This window comes from Streptomyces sp. NPDC087859, assembly GCF_044742595.1.
Taxonomy (GTDB): Bacteria; Actinomycetota; Actinomycetes; order Streptomycetales; family Streptomycetaceae; genus Streptomyces; species Streptomyces canus_F.
Genome location: NZ_JBIUUU010000020.1, coordinates 127547 through 143573, shown reverse-complemented (window position 1 = coordinate 143573; position 16027 = coordinate 127547). Strand labels below are relative to the sequence as shown.

12 protein-coding genes and 1 pseudogene are annotated in these 16027 nt (G+C 73.1%); 8 read left to right on the top strand and 5 right to left on the bottom strand.

Annotated features, from left to right (window positions below; all coding sequences use genetic code 11):
* Positions 1 to 8: 8 nt before the first annotated feature.
* Positions 9 to 797: pseudogene (locus tag ACIOHP_RS39265) on the bottom strand (DMT family transporter); the annotation flags it as partial.
* 290 nt (positions 798 to 1087) lie between these two features.
* Here ACIOHP_RS39265 and ACIOHP_RS39260 point away from each other — a divergent pair.
* The 5 genes from ACIOHP_RS39260 to ACIOHP_RS39240 all read left to right on the top strand — a co-directional run bounded on the left by ACIOHP_RS39260 (position 1088) and on the right by ACIOHP_RS39240 (position 9922).
* Positions 1088 to 2467 (top strand): PLP-dependent aminotransferase family protein, encoded by a 1380-nt coding sequence (locus ACIOHP_RS39260; RefSeq protein ID WP_401894981.1) that lies wholly within the window; start codon positions 1088 to 1090, stop codon positions 2465 to 2467.
* Between the two features lie 150 nt (positions 2468 to 2617).
* Positions 2618 to 4189, top strand: a complete 1572-nt coding sequence (locus ACIOHP_RS39255; protein ID WP_401894979.1) for an alkaline phosphatase D family protein — start codon at positions 2618 to 2620, stop codon at positions 4187 to 4189.
* Positions 4190 to 4343: 154 nt separating this feature from the next.
* The gene (locus ACIOHP_RS39250; protein ID WP_401894977.1) at positions 4344 to 5747 is read left to right on the top strand and encodes an SWIM zinc finger family protein; all 1404 of its coding nucleotides are present in this window, start codon (positions 4344 to 4346) and stop codon (positions 5745 to 5747) included.
* On the top strand, positions 5744 to 8386 hold the full coding sequence (locus tag ACIOHP_RS39245) for a DUF6493 family protein (RefSeq protein WP_401894975.1): 2643 nt from the start codon (positions 5744 to 5746) through the stop codon (positions 8384 to 8386). The genes ACIOHP_RS39250 and ACIOHP_RS39245 overlap by 4 nt, the downstream gene beginning before the upstream one ends.
* Before the next feature lie 141 nt (positions 8387 to 8527).
* Complete coding sequence (locus ACIOHP_RS39240; RefSeq protein ID WP_361547598.1) at positions 8528 to 9922, top strand: GNAT family N-acetyltransferase; 1395 nt, start codon at positions 8528 to 8530, stop codon at positions 9920 to 9922.
* Positions 9923 to 9926: 4 nt separating this feature from the next.
* Here the strand turns inward: ACIOHP_RS39240 and ACIOHP_RS39235 are convergent, their stop codons facing one another.
* Complete coding sequence (locus ACIOHP_RS39235; RefSeq protein WP_401894973.1) at positions 9927 to 11129, bottom strand: trans-sulfuration enzyme family protein; 1203 nt, start codon at positions 11127 to 11129, stop codon at positions 9927 to 9929.
* Between the two features lie 60 nt (positions 11130 to 11189).
* Between ACIOHP_RS39235 and ACIOHP_RS39230 the strand changes: the two genes are divergently transcribed.
* Positions 11190 to 11681: an Lrp/AsnC family transcriptional regulator gene (locus tag ACIOHP_RS39230; protein ID WP_307033663.1), complete on the top strand. Its 492-nt coding sequence runs from the start codon at positions 11190 to 11192 to the stop codon at positions 11679 to 11681.
* Positions 11682 to 11714: 33 nt separating this feature from the next.
* A complete protein-coding gene (locus tag ACIOHP_RS39225) occupies positions 11715 to 13403 on the top strand; it encodes a DUF885 domain-containing protein (RefSeq protein WP_401894969.1) in 1689 nt (562 codons plus the stop codon).
* Position 13404: 1 nt separating this feature from the next.
* Here ACIOHP_RS39225 and ACIOHP_RS39220 read toward each other — a convergent pair whose 3' ends face one another.
* The 3 genes from ACIOHP_RS39220 to ACIOHP_RS39210 form a co-directional block, all read right to left on the bottom strand.
* Positions 13405 to 14238, bottom strand: coding sequence for an SDR family oxidoreductase (locus ACIOHP_RS39220; RefSeq protein ID WP_401894966.1), 834 nt, complete (start codon positions 14236 to 14238; stop codon positions 13405 to 13407).
* Positions 14239 to 14279: 41 nt separating this feature from the next.
* Entirely contained in the window at positions 14280 to 14798 is a 519-nt protein-coding gene (locus ACIOHP_RS39215; RefSeq protein ID WP_361547587.1) for an immunity 21 family protein, read from the bottom strand.
* A gap of 164 nt (positions 14799 to 14962) precedes the next feature.
* Complete coding sequence (locus tag ACIOHP_RS39210) at positions 14963 to 15445, bottom strand: rhodanese-like domain-containing protein (RefSeq protein ID WP_401894963.1); 483 nt, start codon at positions 15443 to 15445, stop codon at positions 14963 to 14965.
* A 135-nt stretch (positions 15446 to 15580) separates the two neighbouring features.
* Here ACIOHP_RS39210 and ACIOHP_RS39205 point away from each other — a divergent pair, with 135 nt between their 5' ends.
* Positions 15581 to 16027 carry an Lrp/AsnC family transcriptional regulator gene (locus tag ACIOHP_RS39205; protein ID WP_361547581.1) on the top strand — a complete coding sequence of 149 codons (447 nt, stop codon included), beginning with the start codon at positions 15581 to 15583 and terminating at the stop codon, positions 16025 to 16027.

Sequence of the window (16027 nt, the reverse complement as noted above, 5' to 3'; positions counted from 1 at the left end):
TAGGAGCCCGTTCCGACGAGCGGGGCGGTGCAGGCGGCGGCGACCGGGATGAGACCGGAGAACAGCGTGGCGCGCTCCGCGCCGATCCGCTGCATGCCCATGTACCAGCACACGAACCCGACGACCGTGACGACCGCCGCCTGCCACAGCAGCGCGGCGGCCTCGGTCCGGTCGGGCGGGCGCAGCCACGCCGTGCCGTCCACGACCAGTCCGATCGCCAGGGACTCGAGCGCGGCGATCCCGCACACCGTCGCCGACAGCAGCCGTGGCCCCAAAGGCCGCAGCACGGGCACGGCGAGAACCGCGAAACCGACCTCTCCGGCCAGCGCGCACACGGAGAACGCCAGGCCCACGCCGTCCGTCCGCCCCCAGCCCTGGACCGTGAATGCACCCAGGGCCACGAGCAACGCCCCGTACAGGACGGCACGTTGGGGACGGCGGCCGTCCAGGAGGGGGACGACAACGGCCACCACGACCGGCGCGCAGCCGACGAGGACACCGGGGACGGCGGGCTCGGCCGTCCGTTCCGCCGCGATGACGGCCATGTTGAAGCCGACCATGCCGACGGCCGCGAGCAGCGCGAGACGGGCCCAGCGGCCGGGCGCGAGCATCCGCAGCCGGGCCGCCGCGCCGCGCCCCACCAGCGGCACGAGCAGCAGGCAGGCGAGGCCGTAACGCAGGAACTGGCCGCCCGCGTACGGGTAGTCGCCCAGCACGCTGTTGGCGGTGAAGGACGCGCCGACGAGGACGCAGGCGAGCGCGGCGAGGAGCGTTCCGCGGGTGGTGGTGGCGTTCATGGGAACGACGCTAGGGAGCGGGGTGGCCCGCATTAAGGTCCATTCCCATGACGTCATCGGAGACCAATCGGAAGCGCGCCAGGACGTCGGGCGAGGGGGCAGGCTCGGCGCCGGAGGATCGGAGCGGCTCCGCGCCCGGCGGTCGGAGGGCGTCCGCGTCGGAGGACGGGACCGGCACCGCGTCGGGCAATCGGGGGACGTCCGCGCCGGCGTCGCGGGCAGGCTCCGCGTCCGGCGATCGGAGGGCGGCGCTCGCCTCGGATGATCGGGCCGGCTCCGCTGCCTGGGAGTTGTTGCTCCCCCTCGGCTCCGCGCCCGCACGCACGCGTGGACGTTCGCTGCAGGCGGCCCTGCGGGAGGCGGTCCGGTCGGGGAAGCTCCCGCCGGGGACCCGGTTGCCGTCGAGCCGGGACCTGGCCGGTGACCTCGGTGTGTCGCGCGGGCTCGTGACGGAGGCGTACGAGCAGCTGACGGCCGAGGGGTATCTGCGCAGCGGGCGGGGGGCGGGGACCTGGGTGGGCGGTGCCGTGCGTTCCGCCGAGCCACGCGCGCGTGATCTCGCGCCGCGTCCCCCCGGCGCCCGCGCGGACTTCGTGCCCGGCACGCCCGACCTGTCCCTGTTCCCGCGCGCCGCCTGGGCCGCGGCACAGCGCGGGGTGCTGGCGGAGCTGCCGCACCACGAGCTCGGCTATCCCGATCCGCGCGGACTGCCCCGGCTGCGCACCGCCCTGGCCGAACTCCTCGCCCGCCGCCGTGGCGTGGTGGCCGACCCGGAGCGGATCGTGGTGGTGTCCGGGGTGGCCCAGGCGTCGACCCTGCTCGGCTTCGCCCTCCACGCGCGCGGGCTGCGCGAGGTGGGCGTGGAGGACCCCGGCAGTCCGCAGCACGACGGCCTGTACGCCGCGGCGGGCGTCACCACGGTGCCCGTGCCGCTGGACGAGGACGGGCTGGCCCTCGAACCCCTGCGGGATTCGGGCGTGCGGGCCGTCGTGACCACACCCGCCCACCAGTACCCCACCGGGATCGCGTACTCCGCGCGCCGCCGTGCCGAACTGCTCGACTGGGCGCGGTCCGTGGACGGGTTCGTCCTGGAGGACGACTACGACGGCGACTTCCGCTACGACCGTGCCCCGGTCGGCGCGCTCCAGGGTCTCGATCCCGACCGCGTGGCGTACGCGGGCTCCGTCAGCAAGTCCCTCGCCCCGGGGCTGCGGCTGGGCTGGCTGCTCGTACCGGAGTCGCTCGCCGACGAGGTGATCGAACGCAAACGGACCATGGACCTCGGCCATCCCGCCCTCGACCAGGCGCTGTTCGCCCGCTTCGTGGAGCGCGGCGACTACGACCGTCAGCTGCGCCGCTGCCAGCGCGCCTACCGCGAGCGGCGCGACGCACTCGTAGCCGCTCTGGAGGAGTACTTCCCCGGCGCGAGGGTGTCCGGGATCGCCGCGGGGCTGCACGTCATCGCCACGCTGCCGGAGCGCTACGGGCCCGAGGAGCGCTTCCTCGCGCGCGTTGCCGCGGCCGGGGTGGCGGTCCGTCCGTTGTCGGACTGCACGCACGCGCGCGCCGAGGGCTCGGCGGAGACCCGGCTCGTGGTCGGATACGCGCATCTGTCCCCCGCGCGGATCCGTTCGGGCGTACGGCTGATGGCCGAGACGGGCTCCGGGTGAGGGACGCCGTACCTCACCGCGGCCGCGAATCGCACACCGGTTCCCTTACGCCCGCGGTCAGTTGTTCACTTGTGGTTTGCGTGTGCGCTGCGGCGCACGAGTAGTTGTGGCATCGCACACTGGCCGGATCCCGTCCTTGGAGGCGCATCCATGTCACATCGTCCGCTCCCCGACCGCCGCACCGTCCTGCGCGGCTCCCTGGTCGCGTCGGCGGCCCTGGCCCTGCCCGCCGCCGGTTCGGCACCGGCGTTCGCCCGGTCCGGGCGCCCCGAGGCGGGGTGGGGTGTGCAGACGGGCGACGTGACCTCGGACTCGGGGCTCGTGTGGGTGCGGTCCGACCGTCCGGCGCGCATGATCGTCGAGACGTCCGCGACCGAGTCGTTCCGCAACCCGCGCCGATGGCACGGCCCACTGCTCGGCGCCGACACCGACTTCACCGGCACGACCCGGCTGCACGGCCTCCCGCCCGGCGAACAGATCCACTACCGCGTACGGCTGGCCGACCCCGACGACCCGCGCCGTACCGGCGAGCCGGTCGCCGGCACGTTCCGCACGGCCTCGGCCAGAAGGCGCGACGGCGTGCGTTTCGTCTGGTCGGGCGACCTGGCCGGGCAGGGCTGGGGCATCAACCCGGACCTCGGCGGATACCGGATCTACGACGCGATGGCCGCCCTGGACCCCGACTTCTTCGTCTGCAGCGGCGACAACATCTACGCCGACGGCCCGCTCGCGGCGTCCGTCACCCTGCCCGACGGCAGCACCTGGCGCAATGTCACCACCGAGGAGAAGTCCAAGGTCGCCGAGACGCTGGCCGAGTTCCGCGGCAACTTCCGCTACAACCTGCTCGACGACAACCTCCGGCGGTTCAACGCCCAGGTCCCCTCGATCGTCCAGTGGGACGACCACGAGGTGACCAACAACTGGTTCCCCGGCGAGATCCTCGCCGACTCCCGCTACACCGAGAAGAACATCGACGTGCTGGCCGCGCGCGCCCGCCAGGCGTTCTCCGAGTACTTCCCGATCTCGACCCTGCGCCGCCCCGACGGCCGGGTCTACCGGGTGGTCCACCACGGCCCGCTCCTCGACGTGTTCGTGCTGGACATGCGCACCTACCGCAACGCCAACTCGCCGGACGACCAGAGCACCGACCCGCAGGGCATCCTCGGCGCCGAGCAGCTGGCCTGGCTCAAGCGGGAACTGGCCCGCTCCCGGGCCGTGTGGAAGGTGATCGCCTCGGACATGCCGCTCGGACTGGTCGTGCCGGACGGCACGGACGGCAAACCCCACATCGAAGCCGTCGCCCAGGGCGACCCGGGTGCCCCGCTCGGGCGTGAGCTGCAGATCGCGGAGCTGCTGCGGTTCATCAAGCACCGGCGGATCACCGGCACGGTGTGGCTGACCGCCGACGTCCACTACACCTCGGCCCAGCACTACCAGCCGTCCCGGGCCGCCTTCACCGACTTCGAACCGTTCTGGGAGTTCGTGTCGGGCCCGCTCAACGCCGGCGCCTTCCAGGCCAACACGCTGGACGGCACCTTCGGCCCGGAGCGGGTGTTCGTCAAGGCACCGCCGACCGCGAACGTCTCCCCCGCCGGCGGCTACCAGTTCTTCGGCGAGGTCGACATCGACGGCGGCAGCGGGGAGCTGACGGTCCGGCTGCGGGAGTCGGACGGCACCGTGCTGTTCACACAGGTGCTCCAGCCTGGCCGTGTGGGCCAGTGACTCCCGTACGCTCATAGGCGGGCCGCGTCCCGGCGTCATCCCCCGGTGCGCGGCCTGCGCTTTCGCCCTGCCGCTGGTCCTGCGAACTCCCGCTCACTCAGGGCGTTTTCGCAGGTCAGGGCCGATTGTCAGTGGTCGCCCCTACGGTTTTTCCATGACGCGATCTCTGCAGGCCGTGGCCTATCGCCGACCCTCCGTACTGGAGTCCGCAGCGGGCTCACAGCGCCTGGGGCTGGAGACCTCACGAGGTGCGACGCCCTCGGGCGCCGAGGACCATCCGCGGTTCTTCGCGGGCTTCCTGACGTCCCCTCAGGTGGCTTCCGCCGGACTGCTCGCGGTGGCCGACGTCGCGGCCGCACGCTACTTCCAGCCGCAGCTGCGCGCCTCGCTGGACCCGGTGGTGACGGGCAACGGCGACCGGCTGCGTTTCGAGTCCTTCTCCGGCTGCGGCGGGGTCTACGCCCGCCTCGACGTGCTGGCGCCCGGCCTGGACGGCGGCGAGGTGGGACACGGCACCACGAACGTCGACGTCAACAACCCGCTGCGCGAGGCGCTCTCGCGGATCGGCGCGGACGACCCGCTCCATCTGCGGGTCGGCCCCGAGGAACTGGCCGTGACCACGCTCGACGGCCCGGTCGTGGAGAAGAAGGTGCCGCTCCCCGACCGCTGGCTGCGCGGCTTCGCGGAGGCCCAGGTGATCGCGGCCGGCTTCGACCTGCGGGCCGAGGTGCCCGCCGCCGAGGCCGTGCGGTTCCTGCGGGCGCTGCCTCGCGGCGGAGGACGGGGCGCCCCGCGTTGGGTGGTGCCGGCGGGCGGCACGCTGCGGCCGACCACCCGCGCGGTGCCGGGTGCGGTGTGCCTGCCGGGGCCGGAGCGGCTGGGCGCGCTCCAGCGGGTGCTGCGGCACGCGACGGCCCTGCGGGTGTACGGCCCGGCGGTCGCCCCGCGCTCCGGCAGCGCGGCCACGGCCGGCGCCTGGGAGGCCGTCCTGCCGGGCATGCGGCTCACCCTGACGCTGTCGCCCGACGCCTCACGCGGGTTCTCCGGCGAAGGCGGTGTCCTCGACGCGCTCGCGACCGACGAGGCCGCGGAGGACGCCGAGCTGATCTCGGTGCTCCTGGCATGGGAACCCCGCGTCGACGTCGCCGACCTCGCCGCCGCGGCGGGCCTCACCGCGGAGCGGGTCCGGGCGGCACTGGTCCGCCTGGGCACCTCGGGCCGCGTCGGGTACGACACGGCGGAGGCGGCCTACTTCCACCGGGAGCTGCCCTACGACGCCGGGCGCGTCGAGCGCCACAACCCGCGGCTGCGGTCGGCCCGGGCCCTGGTGGCGGCGGGCGCGGTCGCCCTGGACGGCACGGGCGGCACGGTCACGGCCGAGGACGGACATGTGCACCGGGTGCGGGACGAGGCGGGGGTGCTCAGCTGCAGTTGCCTGTGGTGGGCGAAGTACCGGGGTGGGCGCGGTCCGTGCAAGCACGCGCTGGCGGTGCGCATGACGCGGCGGGGTGCCGCGGTGGAGCAGAAGACGGTTCGGGTCGACGGGGGTGTGCGATGAGCGAGCTCATCGATGCGGTGCGGGGCGGGCGGACGGCCGAGGTGCTGGGTCTGCTGGACGGTATGACGGACACGGAACGGCAGGCGGTCTTCCCCGCGTTGAAGGAGCTGCGCAAGGAGCTGCGGGCGGATCGCTGGGGCGCGGCCGCGCGGCGCGCGCACCCCGCCCTGCACGTGGCGGGCGCGGCCTGCCAGACCGGTGCGGCGGCGGTGGCGAGCTGGCTCGGGGCCTCCGACATGAGCTGGTGGCAGGCGCAGCCGACGGTGCTGCTCGATGTGCTGGGCGACCGTGATCCCGCATGGCTGGCGGACGTGGCGCACCGGCTGGCACAGCGTCCGGCCGGTGCCGACGTGTCGTACGAGCTGATGTCCGGCCTGGTGCGTCTCTCGGGCTGTCCGGTGCCGACGACGGACGCGTACGTCCGGGGTTGGCTGCTCCACATCGGCACCACCTGGCCTCGTGAGGGCACCGTGCAGGACCGGCTGCGCCGGGAGCCGCATCTCGCGGAGCTGGTGGCCGCCGTGTTCGAGACGGACGACATGGGCTCCCTGCTGGGGTGGTTGTCTGGCGACGGGCCGAACAGCTGGACCGGGGCCCTGGCCGGACTCACGGCCGAGGGGGCGCTCGGCCGTCGGACGATGGTCGACGCGTGTGTCGCCCGGCTCCTGCGGGGCGGTCGGCCCGCCGATCACCGGCTGTTCCTCCGCCTCCTCAAGACACTGGACCTCACGCGCGACGAAGAGCGCGAACGGACGGCGGACTGGCTGGCCCTCGCCTCGGACGCCGCGTCGACGGTGGCCTCGCACGCACAGTCGGTGCTGGGCTCCCTGGCCCTGGACGGCGACCTGCCCGTGCGCCGGCTTGCCGAGATGTCGGCCGCCGTGCTGTTCCGTACGGAGAAGAAGCTGGTACGGGCCCAGCTCGCCTTGTTGGGCAAGGTGCTCGCACGGGACGCCGGCACGGTCGACGAGCTGCTGCCGGCCGCCGCCCACGCGTTCGGCCACGAGGACTCGGATGTGCAGGAGCGGGCACTGAAGCTGGTCGAGCGGCATGCCGGGAAGGCCGGCGCCGGGGTGCGGGACGAACTGGGCGTCGCGGCGGACCAGTTGATCCCGGCGTTGCGCGCCCGGGCGGTCGGTGTGCTGGGTGCGGCACCGGCGGCATCGCAGACCGTGGTGCACGAGGAGGTGCTGCCACCGGCCCCGGAGCCGGTGCGTCTGGCGCCCGTGCCCGGGTCGGCCGCCGAACTCGCCGAGGAGGTGGGGGCGTTGCTGGCGTCCGGCGGGGATGTGGCGACGTTCGAGCGCACCCTGGACGGGCTCGTGCGCCGTGCCCACCAGGACCGGGACTCCCTGATCGAGGCGCTCGGTCCGGTGGTGGCGCGCCTGTGGTGGGTCGTCGGCGAGCCCGAGCAGGAGCGGCAGTACGCCTTCGGTGGCCGTCTGTCCTCCCTCGAGGTGGTGCTGGCGACGCTGCTGGGCAGGGTGCGTACCGACTCGCTCCACAGCGCGGTCCAGCACGGAACGTCGGCGCACGCCTGCGTACACAGCCCGCTGGCACAGGCCTTCGACGCCCGCGTCGCGGAGGTCGCGTACCGGCTCGCCACCGATCCGCTGCCGTTCCTGCTGTCCACACCCACCTGGACCACGGGGCTGCTGGAGCCCGACGAGCTGGTGGCCCGCCTCGACGAGTACCGGCGCCTCGGTGCGCGGGTGTCGGCAGCGGACTTCGACCAGGCGCTGCTCCGCGTGCGCCGCACGGACAAGGCGGCGTCCGCGGCGGCGGCCGAGAAGGCGGCGGCGCTCGGCACACCGGAGGGGAAGCGCCTGGCCCGATGGCTCGCCTCAGGGCCACCGGCGCTGCCCACGTACCGGCGGCGGACCGCGGGAGCGCGCCTGGTGGTGGAGCTCGGTGAACTCCCTGAGTTGCAGGAGGACTTCGGCCGCGAGTTCCGTCATCTGGGCCGGCCGGTGAGTGTGTACGGGGACCGCTGGCACTGCTACCACTGGGACGGCACCGCTCGTCAGCACTGGCTCGCTCTCCTCCCCGAGCGCCGCGAACTCATCGCGGCCCGCGTCCTGCGCGACGTCTCGACCGTCGCCGTGGACGACGCCCGGGGAGCCGCCGCCGTACTTCCGCTGCTCGCCGAGTCCGGCGGCGAGGCGGGCGACGCCGTGCATCTGTGCCTGGCCTACGGGCTCGGGGCCCGGCACGAGGAGGATCGACTCGCGGCCGTGGACGCCCTGCTGGTGCTCGCGGCGCGGGGACAGCTCGATGTGGCGTTGCTGGGCGCGGACCTCGGACAGCTGGTGCGACGCGGGGCCGTGAAGCCGCTGCGGCTGGCTGAGTCGGTGCGTGCGGCGGCGGCGACCGGGGCGAACGCCACCATCTGGGGGCTGCTGCGGCACACCCTGCCCGTGCTGCTCGCCGACCTCGCCACCGGCGGTCCGGACGGACAGGCCGCGAAGGTCCGGGGCCTGGGTGAACTGCTCGCCGTGGCCGCGGAGTGCGCCGAGCGGTCCGGGGCGCGGGGCGAGCTGCCGCATCTGACACGGGTCGCGGACCGGCGCGGCTCGTCCCGACTGGTGACGCAGGCCCGGCGGTTGCACGGTGCGCTGGCTCCGGAGGTGGCCGCTTGACGGTCGCCGCCCTGCACCGTCCACCTCAATGCAAACGTAAGAACAACCACAAATGGTGCAGATCCAGTCTTTACCGCCCGGTCACAAAGCGTTCGTGATCACGCAACACCGTTCCTTCACAGTGGCTGTATGAAACGAGAAATGTCTGATGTGACGCGTGCGAGGCATGGCCGTCCGGTCCACCACTGGCGGCGGGACGTCATCGAACTCGCCGCACTCTTCACGGCGGTCGCGGTGGCGGACGCCGTCGCGAATCTGGTCGGGCACGGCCCCGACGGTCCGGCGCTGCTGTTGATCTCGGCGGTCGCTCTGGTCGCCACGGCGGCGTTCCACACATGGTGGGCACGACACCACGGTCACGCACCGCCGATCGGCGGCACCGATATCGACGCCCGGCCGCTCTCCCCGGAGCAGGCCGGGCCGTCCGAGCAGTCGCCGGCCGAGGCCGGGGCCAGCACGCTGTGGCGGATGCGGACGACGGTGAAGGACGAGCCGGGGTCGCTGGCCGCGCTGTGCACGGCACTCGCCGGCCACCGGGTCGACATCCTCAGCCTGCAGACGCATCCGCTGGCCGAGGGCACGGTGGACGAGTTCCTGCTGCGGGCGCCCGGTGCGCTGGAGGCGTCCGCCATCACGCGGGCGGTCTCGCTGGCCGGCGGTGCCGGTACCTGGATCGAGCGGGCCGACGCCCATGACCTGGTCGACGCACCGACCCGGGTCCTCGGCCTCGCGACCCGCACCGCGCTGGACGCGGCGGAACTGCCGCTGACGCTGCGGCAGTTGCTGGGCCGGTGCACGATCCGGCAGTCGCCCGCGGGTCCGGGGCCCGAGACCCTGTCCACCGAGGGCGCGCTCGAGGAGACCGTGATGCGGCTGCGGGCGCCGGAAGGCGGAGTGATCACCGTGGAGCGGCCCTATCTGCCCTTCACCCCGACCGAGTTCGCGCGGGCGCGGGCCCTGGTGGAGCTGGACGCGGTGCTCGGCCCCCGGGTGCCGCGCAGCGAGGACGTACTGACGCTGCCCGAGGGCAACGACATCACCGTGCGCCGGGCCGACGTCGGCGACCTGGACGCGGCGAAGGCGATGCACGAGCGCTGCTCGCAGCGGACGTTGTCGCTGCGCTATCACGGGCCGGTGGGCGACGCGGACCGGTACCTGAACCACCTGCTCAGTCCGCGCTTCGGGCGGACCGTCGCCGTTCAGACGACGTCGGGCCGGCTGGTCGGGCTGGGCCATCTGCTCTGGGACGGGGACGAGACGGAGGTCGCGCTGCTCGTCGAGGACGAGTGGCAGCGCCGCGGTATCGGTGCGGAGTTGCTCCGCAGGTTGGTGGGGATGGCCCTGGAGGCCGGGTGCGAAAGTGTGTACGCCGTGACGCAGGCGTCCAACACGGGGATGGTCGCGGCGATGCGGGGGCTGGGTCTCCCCCTCGACTATCAGATCGAGGAGGGGACCCTGGTGATCACTGCACGGCTGGACGGGGTCGCCGCGCCGGCGGAGGGTATGGCCGGCGTGACGAACGCGGAAGCGCTGTAACGGATCAGGGGGCGCTGGCGACTGCGGGTACGTGGTGGCTGGTCGCGCAGTTCCCCGCGCCCCTGGGCGACGTGCTGCCGAGCGCGTTGTCCAGATCCGCCCACAAGTCCTCTACGTCCTCCAGGCCCACCGACATGCGCAGCAGGCCGTCACTCACCCCGGCGTTCCGTCGGTCGCCCTCGTTCACGATGCGGTGGCTGATGGACGCCGGGTGCTGGATCAGTGTGTCCACGCTGCCCAGGCTCACCGCCGGGGTGATCAGGCGAACGCCCGCGATCACCTCGTGCGGGTCGCCGTGGACCTCGAAGGCGATCATCGCGCCGCCGATGCGCGGGTAGTGGACACGGGCGATCCGGGGGTCGGCGGCGAGGCGGCGGGCCAGTTCGGCGGCGTTGGCGGAGGCGGCGCGGACGCGGACCGGCAGGGTGGAGAGGCCGCGCAGCAGCAGATATCCGGCCAGGGGGTGCAGTACGCCGCCCGTGGCGAAGCGGACCTGCCGCAGCCGTCCGGCGAACTCCTCGTCGCAGGCCACCACCCCCGCCATCACGTCACCGTGCCCGCCGAGGTACTTGGTGGCGCTGTGCAGCACCAGCCGTGCGCCCTGCTCCACAGGGCGCTGGAGCACGGGCGTGGCGAAGGTGTTGTCCGCGAGCAGCGGGACCGAGCCGCAGGCATGGGCCACCGCCCGCAGGTCCACCTCGGCCAGGGTGGGGTTCGCCGGGGACTCCACCATGACCAGGCCGGTGTCGGGTCGCAGCGCGTCCGCGATGCCCGCCGGGTCGGTCCAGGTCACCTCGGAGCCGAGGAGTCCGGCGGTGAGCAGGTGGTCGCTGCATCCGTACAGGGGGCGGACGGCGACGACATGGCGCAGGCCGAGGGAGGCCCGTACGAGAAGGACCGCGCTCAGCGCGGCCATGCCGCTGGCGAAGGCCACGGCGGACTCGGTGCCCTCCAGACGGGCCAGGGCCGTCTCGAAGCGGGCGACGGTCGGGTTGCCCAGACGGCCGTAGACGGGCGGGCCCTCCGGGTCGGCGCCGGTGGTGGCGAAGGCGTCGATACGGGCGGCCTCGCCTCGGCTGTCGTACGAGGGGTAGGTGGTCGACAGGTCGATGGGCGGGGCGTGCAGTCCCTGCCGGGCGAGGTCGTCGCGGCCGGCGTGAACGGCTTCGGTGGCCAGGGCTCTCATGGGCGCAGGCGTCGTCTCCATGCGGGCAAGAGTGAACACCGACCGGGGTAGGGGATGCGAACGCCGTGTTACGTTCGGCCAATGGCCGAATCTGTCGTACTGGATCCGGTGGACCTTCATCTTCTGCGGCTGCTGCAGAACGACGCCCGGACCACCTATCGCGACCTCGCCGCCCAGGTGGGGGTCGCGGCGTCGACCTGTCTGGACCGGGTGACCCGGCTGCGGCGCGCCGGCGTGATCCTCGGCCATCAGCTGCGGCTGGACCCGACGAAGCTGGGGCGCGGCCTGGAAGCACTGCTGTCCGTGCAGGTCAGGCCGCATCGGCGGGAGTTGGTGGGGCCGTTCGTGGAGCGCATCCGGGCGCTTCCGGAGTCGCGGACCGTCTTCCATCTGACCGGCCCGGACGACTATCTGGTCCATGTCGCGGTCGCGGACATGACGGACCTGCAGCGGCTGGTCCTGGACGAGTTCACCGCCCATCGTGAAGTGGCCCGGGTGGAGACGCGTCTGATCTTCCAGCAATGGGACTGCGGACCGCTCCTGCCGCCTACGCCCTCGGCTCAATCCGCGTGACGTGCGCGGCCCCCTCGTATGAGGATGGACCGCATGTCAGAGACCAAGAGCCCGCTGCCCCGTGAGGTCGCCGACACCTACGTCGACGACCTCATCGCCCTCGATCCGATCACCGGTACGTACCTCGGCGTGAAGGAGAGTTCGAGCAGGCTGCCCGACACGTCACCGGCGGGCCAGGAGGCGCTCGCGCGATTGCAGCGGGCCACGCTCGCCACGCTCGACGAGGCCGAGCGGCAGCCCGGTGCGGACAGTGACATCGAGCGCCGCTGCGCCCGGCTGCTGCGCGAGCGGCTCACCGCGGAGCTCGCCGTGCACCAGGCGGACGAAGGGCTGCGCTCGGTCGGCAACATGGCGACGGCGGCGCACTCGGTGCGCGAGGTGTTCACCGTGACGCCGGCCGGGACCGAGGAGGAGTGGGCGGCGATCGCCGAGCGGCTGCGGGCCGTGCCGGCCGCGTACGCCGGGTACCGCGAGTCCCTCGCGCTCGGTCTGGAGCGAAAGCTGTACGCGTCCCCCCGCCCCACGGCCACCTTCGTCGAGCAGCTCACCGAGTGGGCGGACACAGGTGAGGGGCGCGGCTGGTTCGAGGACTTCGCGGCGGACGGTCCCGAGGCCCTGCGCGCCGATCTCGACGAGGCCGCCCGCGCCGCGACCGCCTCCGTCGCCGAGCTGCGGGACTGGATGCGGGACGTGTACGTGCCGGCGATCGAGGGCGCGCCGAACACGGTGGGCCGTGAGCGCTACGCCCACTGGTCGCGTTACTTCAACGGCACGGACCTCGACCTGGACGAGGCGTACGCGTACGGCTGGTCCGAGTACCACCGCCTCCTCGCCGAGATGAGGAAGGAGGCCGAGAAGATCCTCCCCGGCGCCGAGACGCCGTGGGTGGCGCTCGCGCACCTCGACGAGCACGGCAAGCACATCGAGGGCGTCGACGAGGTCCGGGACTGGCTCCAGGGTCTGATGAGCCAGGCGATGGACTCACTGGACGGCACCCACTTCGAACTCGCCGAGCGGGTACGGAAGGTGGAGTCCTGCATCGCGCCGCCCGGCGGCGCGGCGGCCCCGTACTACACGCCCCCGTCGGAGGACTTCTCCCGCCCGGGCCGCACCTGGCTGCCGACGATGGGCCAGACCCGCTTCCCGGCGTACGACCTGGTGTCGACCTGGTACCACGAGGGCGTCCCGGGCCATCACCTCCAGCTCGCGCAGTGGGTGCACGTCGCCGACAGCCTCTCCCGCTACCAGGCCACGGTCGGCATCGTCAGTGCCAACGCCGAGGGCTGGGCGCTGTACGCGGAGCGGCTGATGGACGAGCTCGGGTTCCTCACGGACGCCGAGCAGCGGCTCGGCTATCTCGACGCGCAGATGATGCGGGCCGCGCGGGTCATCGTGGACATCGGCATGCATCTGGAGCTGGAGATCCCGGCCGACTCGCCGTTCCACCCGGGCGAGCGGTGGACGCCGGATCTGGCGCAGGAGTTCTTCGGGGCGCACAGCAGCCGTCCGGCGGACTTCGTGGAGAGCGAGCTGACCCGCTATCTGACGATCCCGGGGCAGGCGATCGGCTACAAGCTGGGCGAGCGGGCCTGGCTGCTGGGCCGGGAGAACGCGCGGAGCCGCCACGGCGACGCCTTCGACCTCAAGGCGTGGCACATGGCGGCGCTCTCGCAGGGCTCCCTCGGCCTCGACGACCTGGTGGACGAGCTCTCCGCGCTCTGAGTCAGCGCCGGAATCCGCCCTCCGAGTCGATCACCTGCCCGGTGACCCAGCCCGCCTCGTCCGTCGCCAGCCAGGCGATGAGGCGGGCGGGGTCGTCCGGCATGCCCCAGCGGCCGGCGGGGAAGCGGGCCGCGACGGCCTCGTACGCCTCGCCGGTGAGGTAATCGGTGTCCACGGGGCCGGGGTTGACGGTGTTCACCGTGATCGCCTGCTCGGCGAGCGTGGTCGAGAGCGAGCGGGTGACGGAGGCCAGGGCGCCCTTCTGGAGGGCGTAGGCGATCTCGCCCGGCATCCCGCCGGCGATGTCCTGGCCGGAGGTCATCATCACGATCCGGCCCCCCGGGGTGTCCGAGCGGCGGCGGGCGTAGGCCTGCACGAGCAGCAGCACCGAGCGGGTGTCGACCGCCCAGTGCGCGTCGAGCATGGTCGCGTCGATCTCGTCGAGGGTGCCGTCACTGCCGCTGAGGGCGTGGTTGGCGATCAGGATGTCGAGGCGGCCGCCGAGCGCGGAGACCGCGGTGTCGATCAGTTCGGCGGGGGCGGCCGGGTCGGACAGGTCGCCCGGCCCCGCCGCGATCCGGGCCTGTGGATCGCCTTGTGCCGCGCGCACGGAGGCGAGCACGTCCTCGGGACGGTCGGCGCCCCACGGCTGGGCGGCGTCGTGCGGCACATGGTGGTGCAGATAGACGCTCGCCCCGTACGCGGCGAGCCGACGGGCCACCGCGTGCCCGATGCCGCCGCGTCTGCTGGCGCCGGTGACCAGGGCGGTGCGACCACGCAGGGGCAGCGGGTCACGGCGGAGCGATTCGGGTGCGGGGTGCGGAAGTCGGGGCATGGGCGACCATGATGGTCAGGGCGCTTCTGTGGCGCACGTGATTATTCGTGCGCCAGCGGCCTCAGTTGTACGAGTCCCAGCCACGTCTCCGGACCGGGCCGCACATGCGCCGCACGCACCGCGTAACGGCCGGGGTCCAGGGCGATCCACACATGATCGGTGCGCAGCGAGTCGTTCCCGGGCCACGCGGCGTCGAACAGCAGCACCGGTCCCGGCACGTTCCAGGCGACCTCGGGCCCCCACACGGCGGTGTCGAGCGCCGTCGGCACCTCGGCCAGCAGCCGCTCCTCGGACTCCCCCGCGGACCACCGTACGAAGATGCCGTGGTCCGGCAGATACGTGGTGGAGGCGGGCTCGTCGCCGAGCACGAGCGCGGCGCTGTCCCCGACGGGCAGCAGGCCGACGTATCCGTCCACCTCGCAGGCCCGGTCGTAGTCCGAGGCCAGTTCGTCGCCGTCGGCGCCCGCCCAGAACGGAAGCACCGTCTCGGGCACCGCTATCAGCGGCCCGCCGCCCGACTCGACCCATTCCGCCGCGCCCGGCTCCGCGTATCGCACCATGGCGCGGAATCTACCGCGTGCATGACAGCGCGCGTCGGCGGATACCAAAAAGCGGAACATCGGATTCAGCTATCGCGCCGGCTCGCGGAGCCTCCGGTTCAGCAGCACGGACCCACGGCGTAACGCCAGGCGCACCAGCATGACCCTGCGGCGCAGCACCAGGCTCAGCACCCGCAGTTCTCCGCGCCCACCGGCGCCGTCAGCGGGTCAGCGTCCCGGCGCTCCGCGCCCTCCCAGGTCTCGAACGCGAAGCCCTCGCGCGCCCAGTACTCGAAGCCGCCGAGCATCTCCTTGACCTGGTAGCCGAGTTCGGCGAGGGCGAGGGCCGAGCGGGTGGCGCCGTTACAGCCCGGGCCCCAGCAGTACGTCACGACCGGCACGTTCTTGTCGAGGAGCTGCTCGGCCTGCTCGGGGATGAGCGCGGTCGGCAGGTGGACGGCGCCCGGGATGTGTCCCTGGTCCCAGGCCTCGGTGGAACGGGAGTCGAGGACGACGAAGCCGGGGTCGCCGTCGAGGGCGAGGGCGGCGGCGACGTCGGACACGTCGGCATGGAAGACGAGGCTCGCACGGAAGTAGGCGGCGGCCTCGGCCGGAGCCGCGGGGGCGACCCGCAGGACGGGGTTGACGACGGCGGTGCTGGTGCTCATGCTCTGGCCTTTCCCTGGCGGTTCTCGTGGTGTGGCTCCACGACCAGAAATCTACGGCCGGTGATCATGATTCAGAACTGTCGATCCCCGGCCTTCGGCTTGATCGGCCGGTGATTCCCCTGCTATCTCTCGGGCATGACCGCGTTTTCCCCGGACGCCACCGACTGGCGCATTCTCGATGTCCTCCAGCGGGAGGGCCGGGCCAGCTTCGCCGAGCTCGCCCGTGCCGTCTCCATGTCCCCGAGCGCGGTGACCGAGCGGGTGCGTCGGCTGGAGGAGGCGGGGGTGATCCAGGGGTACTCCGCGGTGGTCGACCCGGAGCGGCTGGGGCTGCCCATCCTGGCGTTCGTGCGGCTGCGGTACCCGAACGGGAACTACAAGCCCTTCCACGACCTCGTCGAGGTGACGCCGGAGATCCTGGAGGCGCACCACGTCACCGGTGACGACTGTTTCGTCATCAAGGTCGCCGCCCGTTCGATGCGGCACCTGGAGGAGGTCTCGGGCAAGATCGGCTCGCTGGGCTCGGTGACCACGAGCATCGTCTACTCCTCGCCGCTCCCCCGCCGCCCGCTGGGCCGCTGA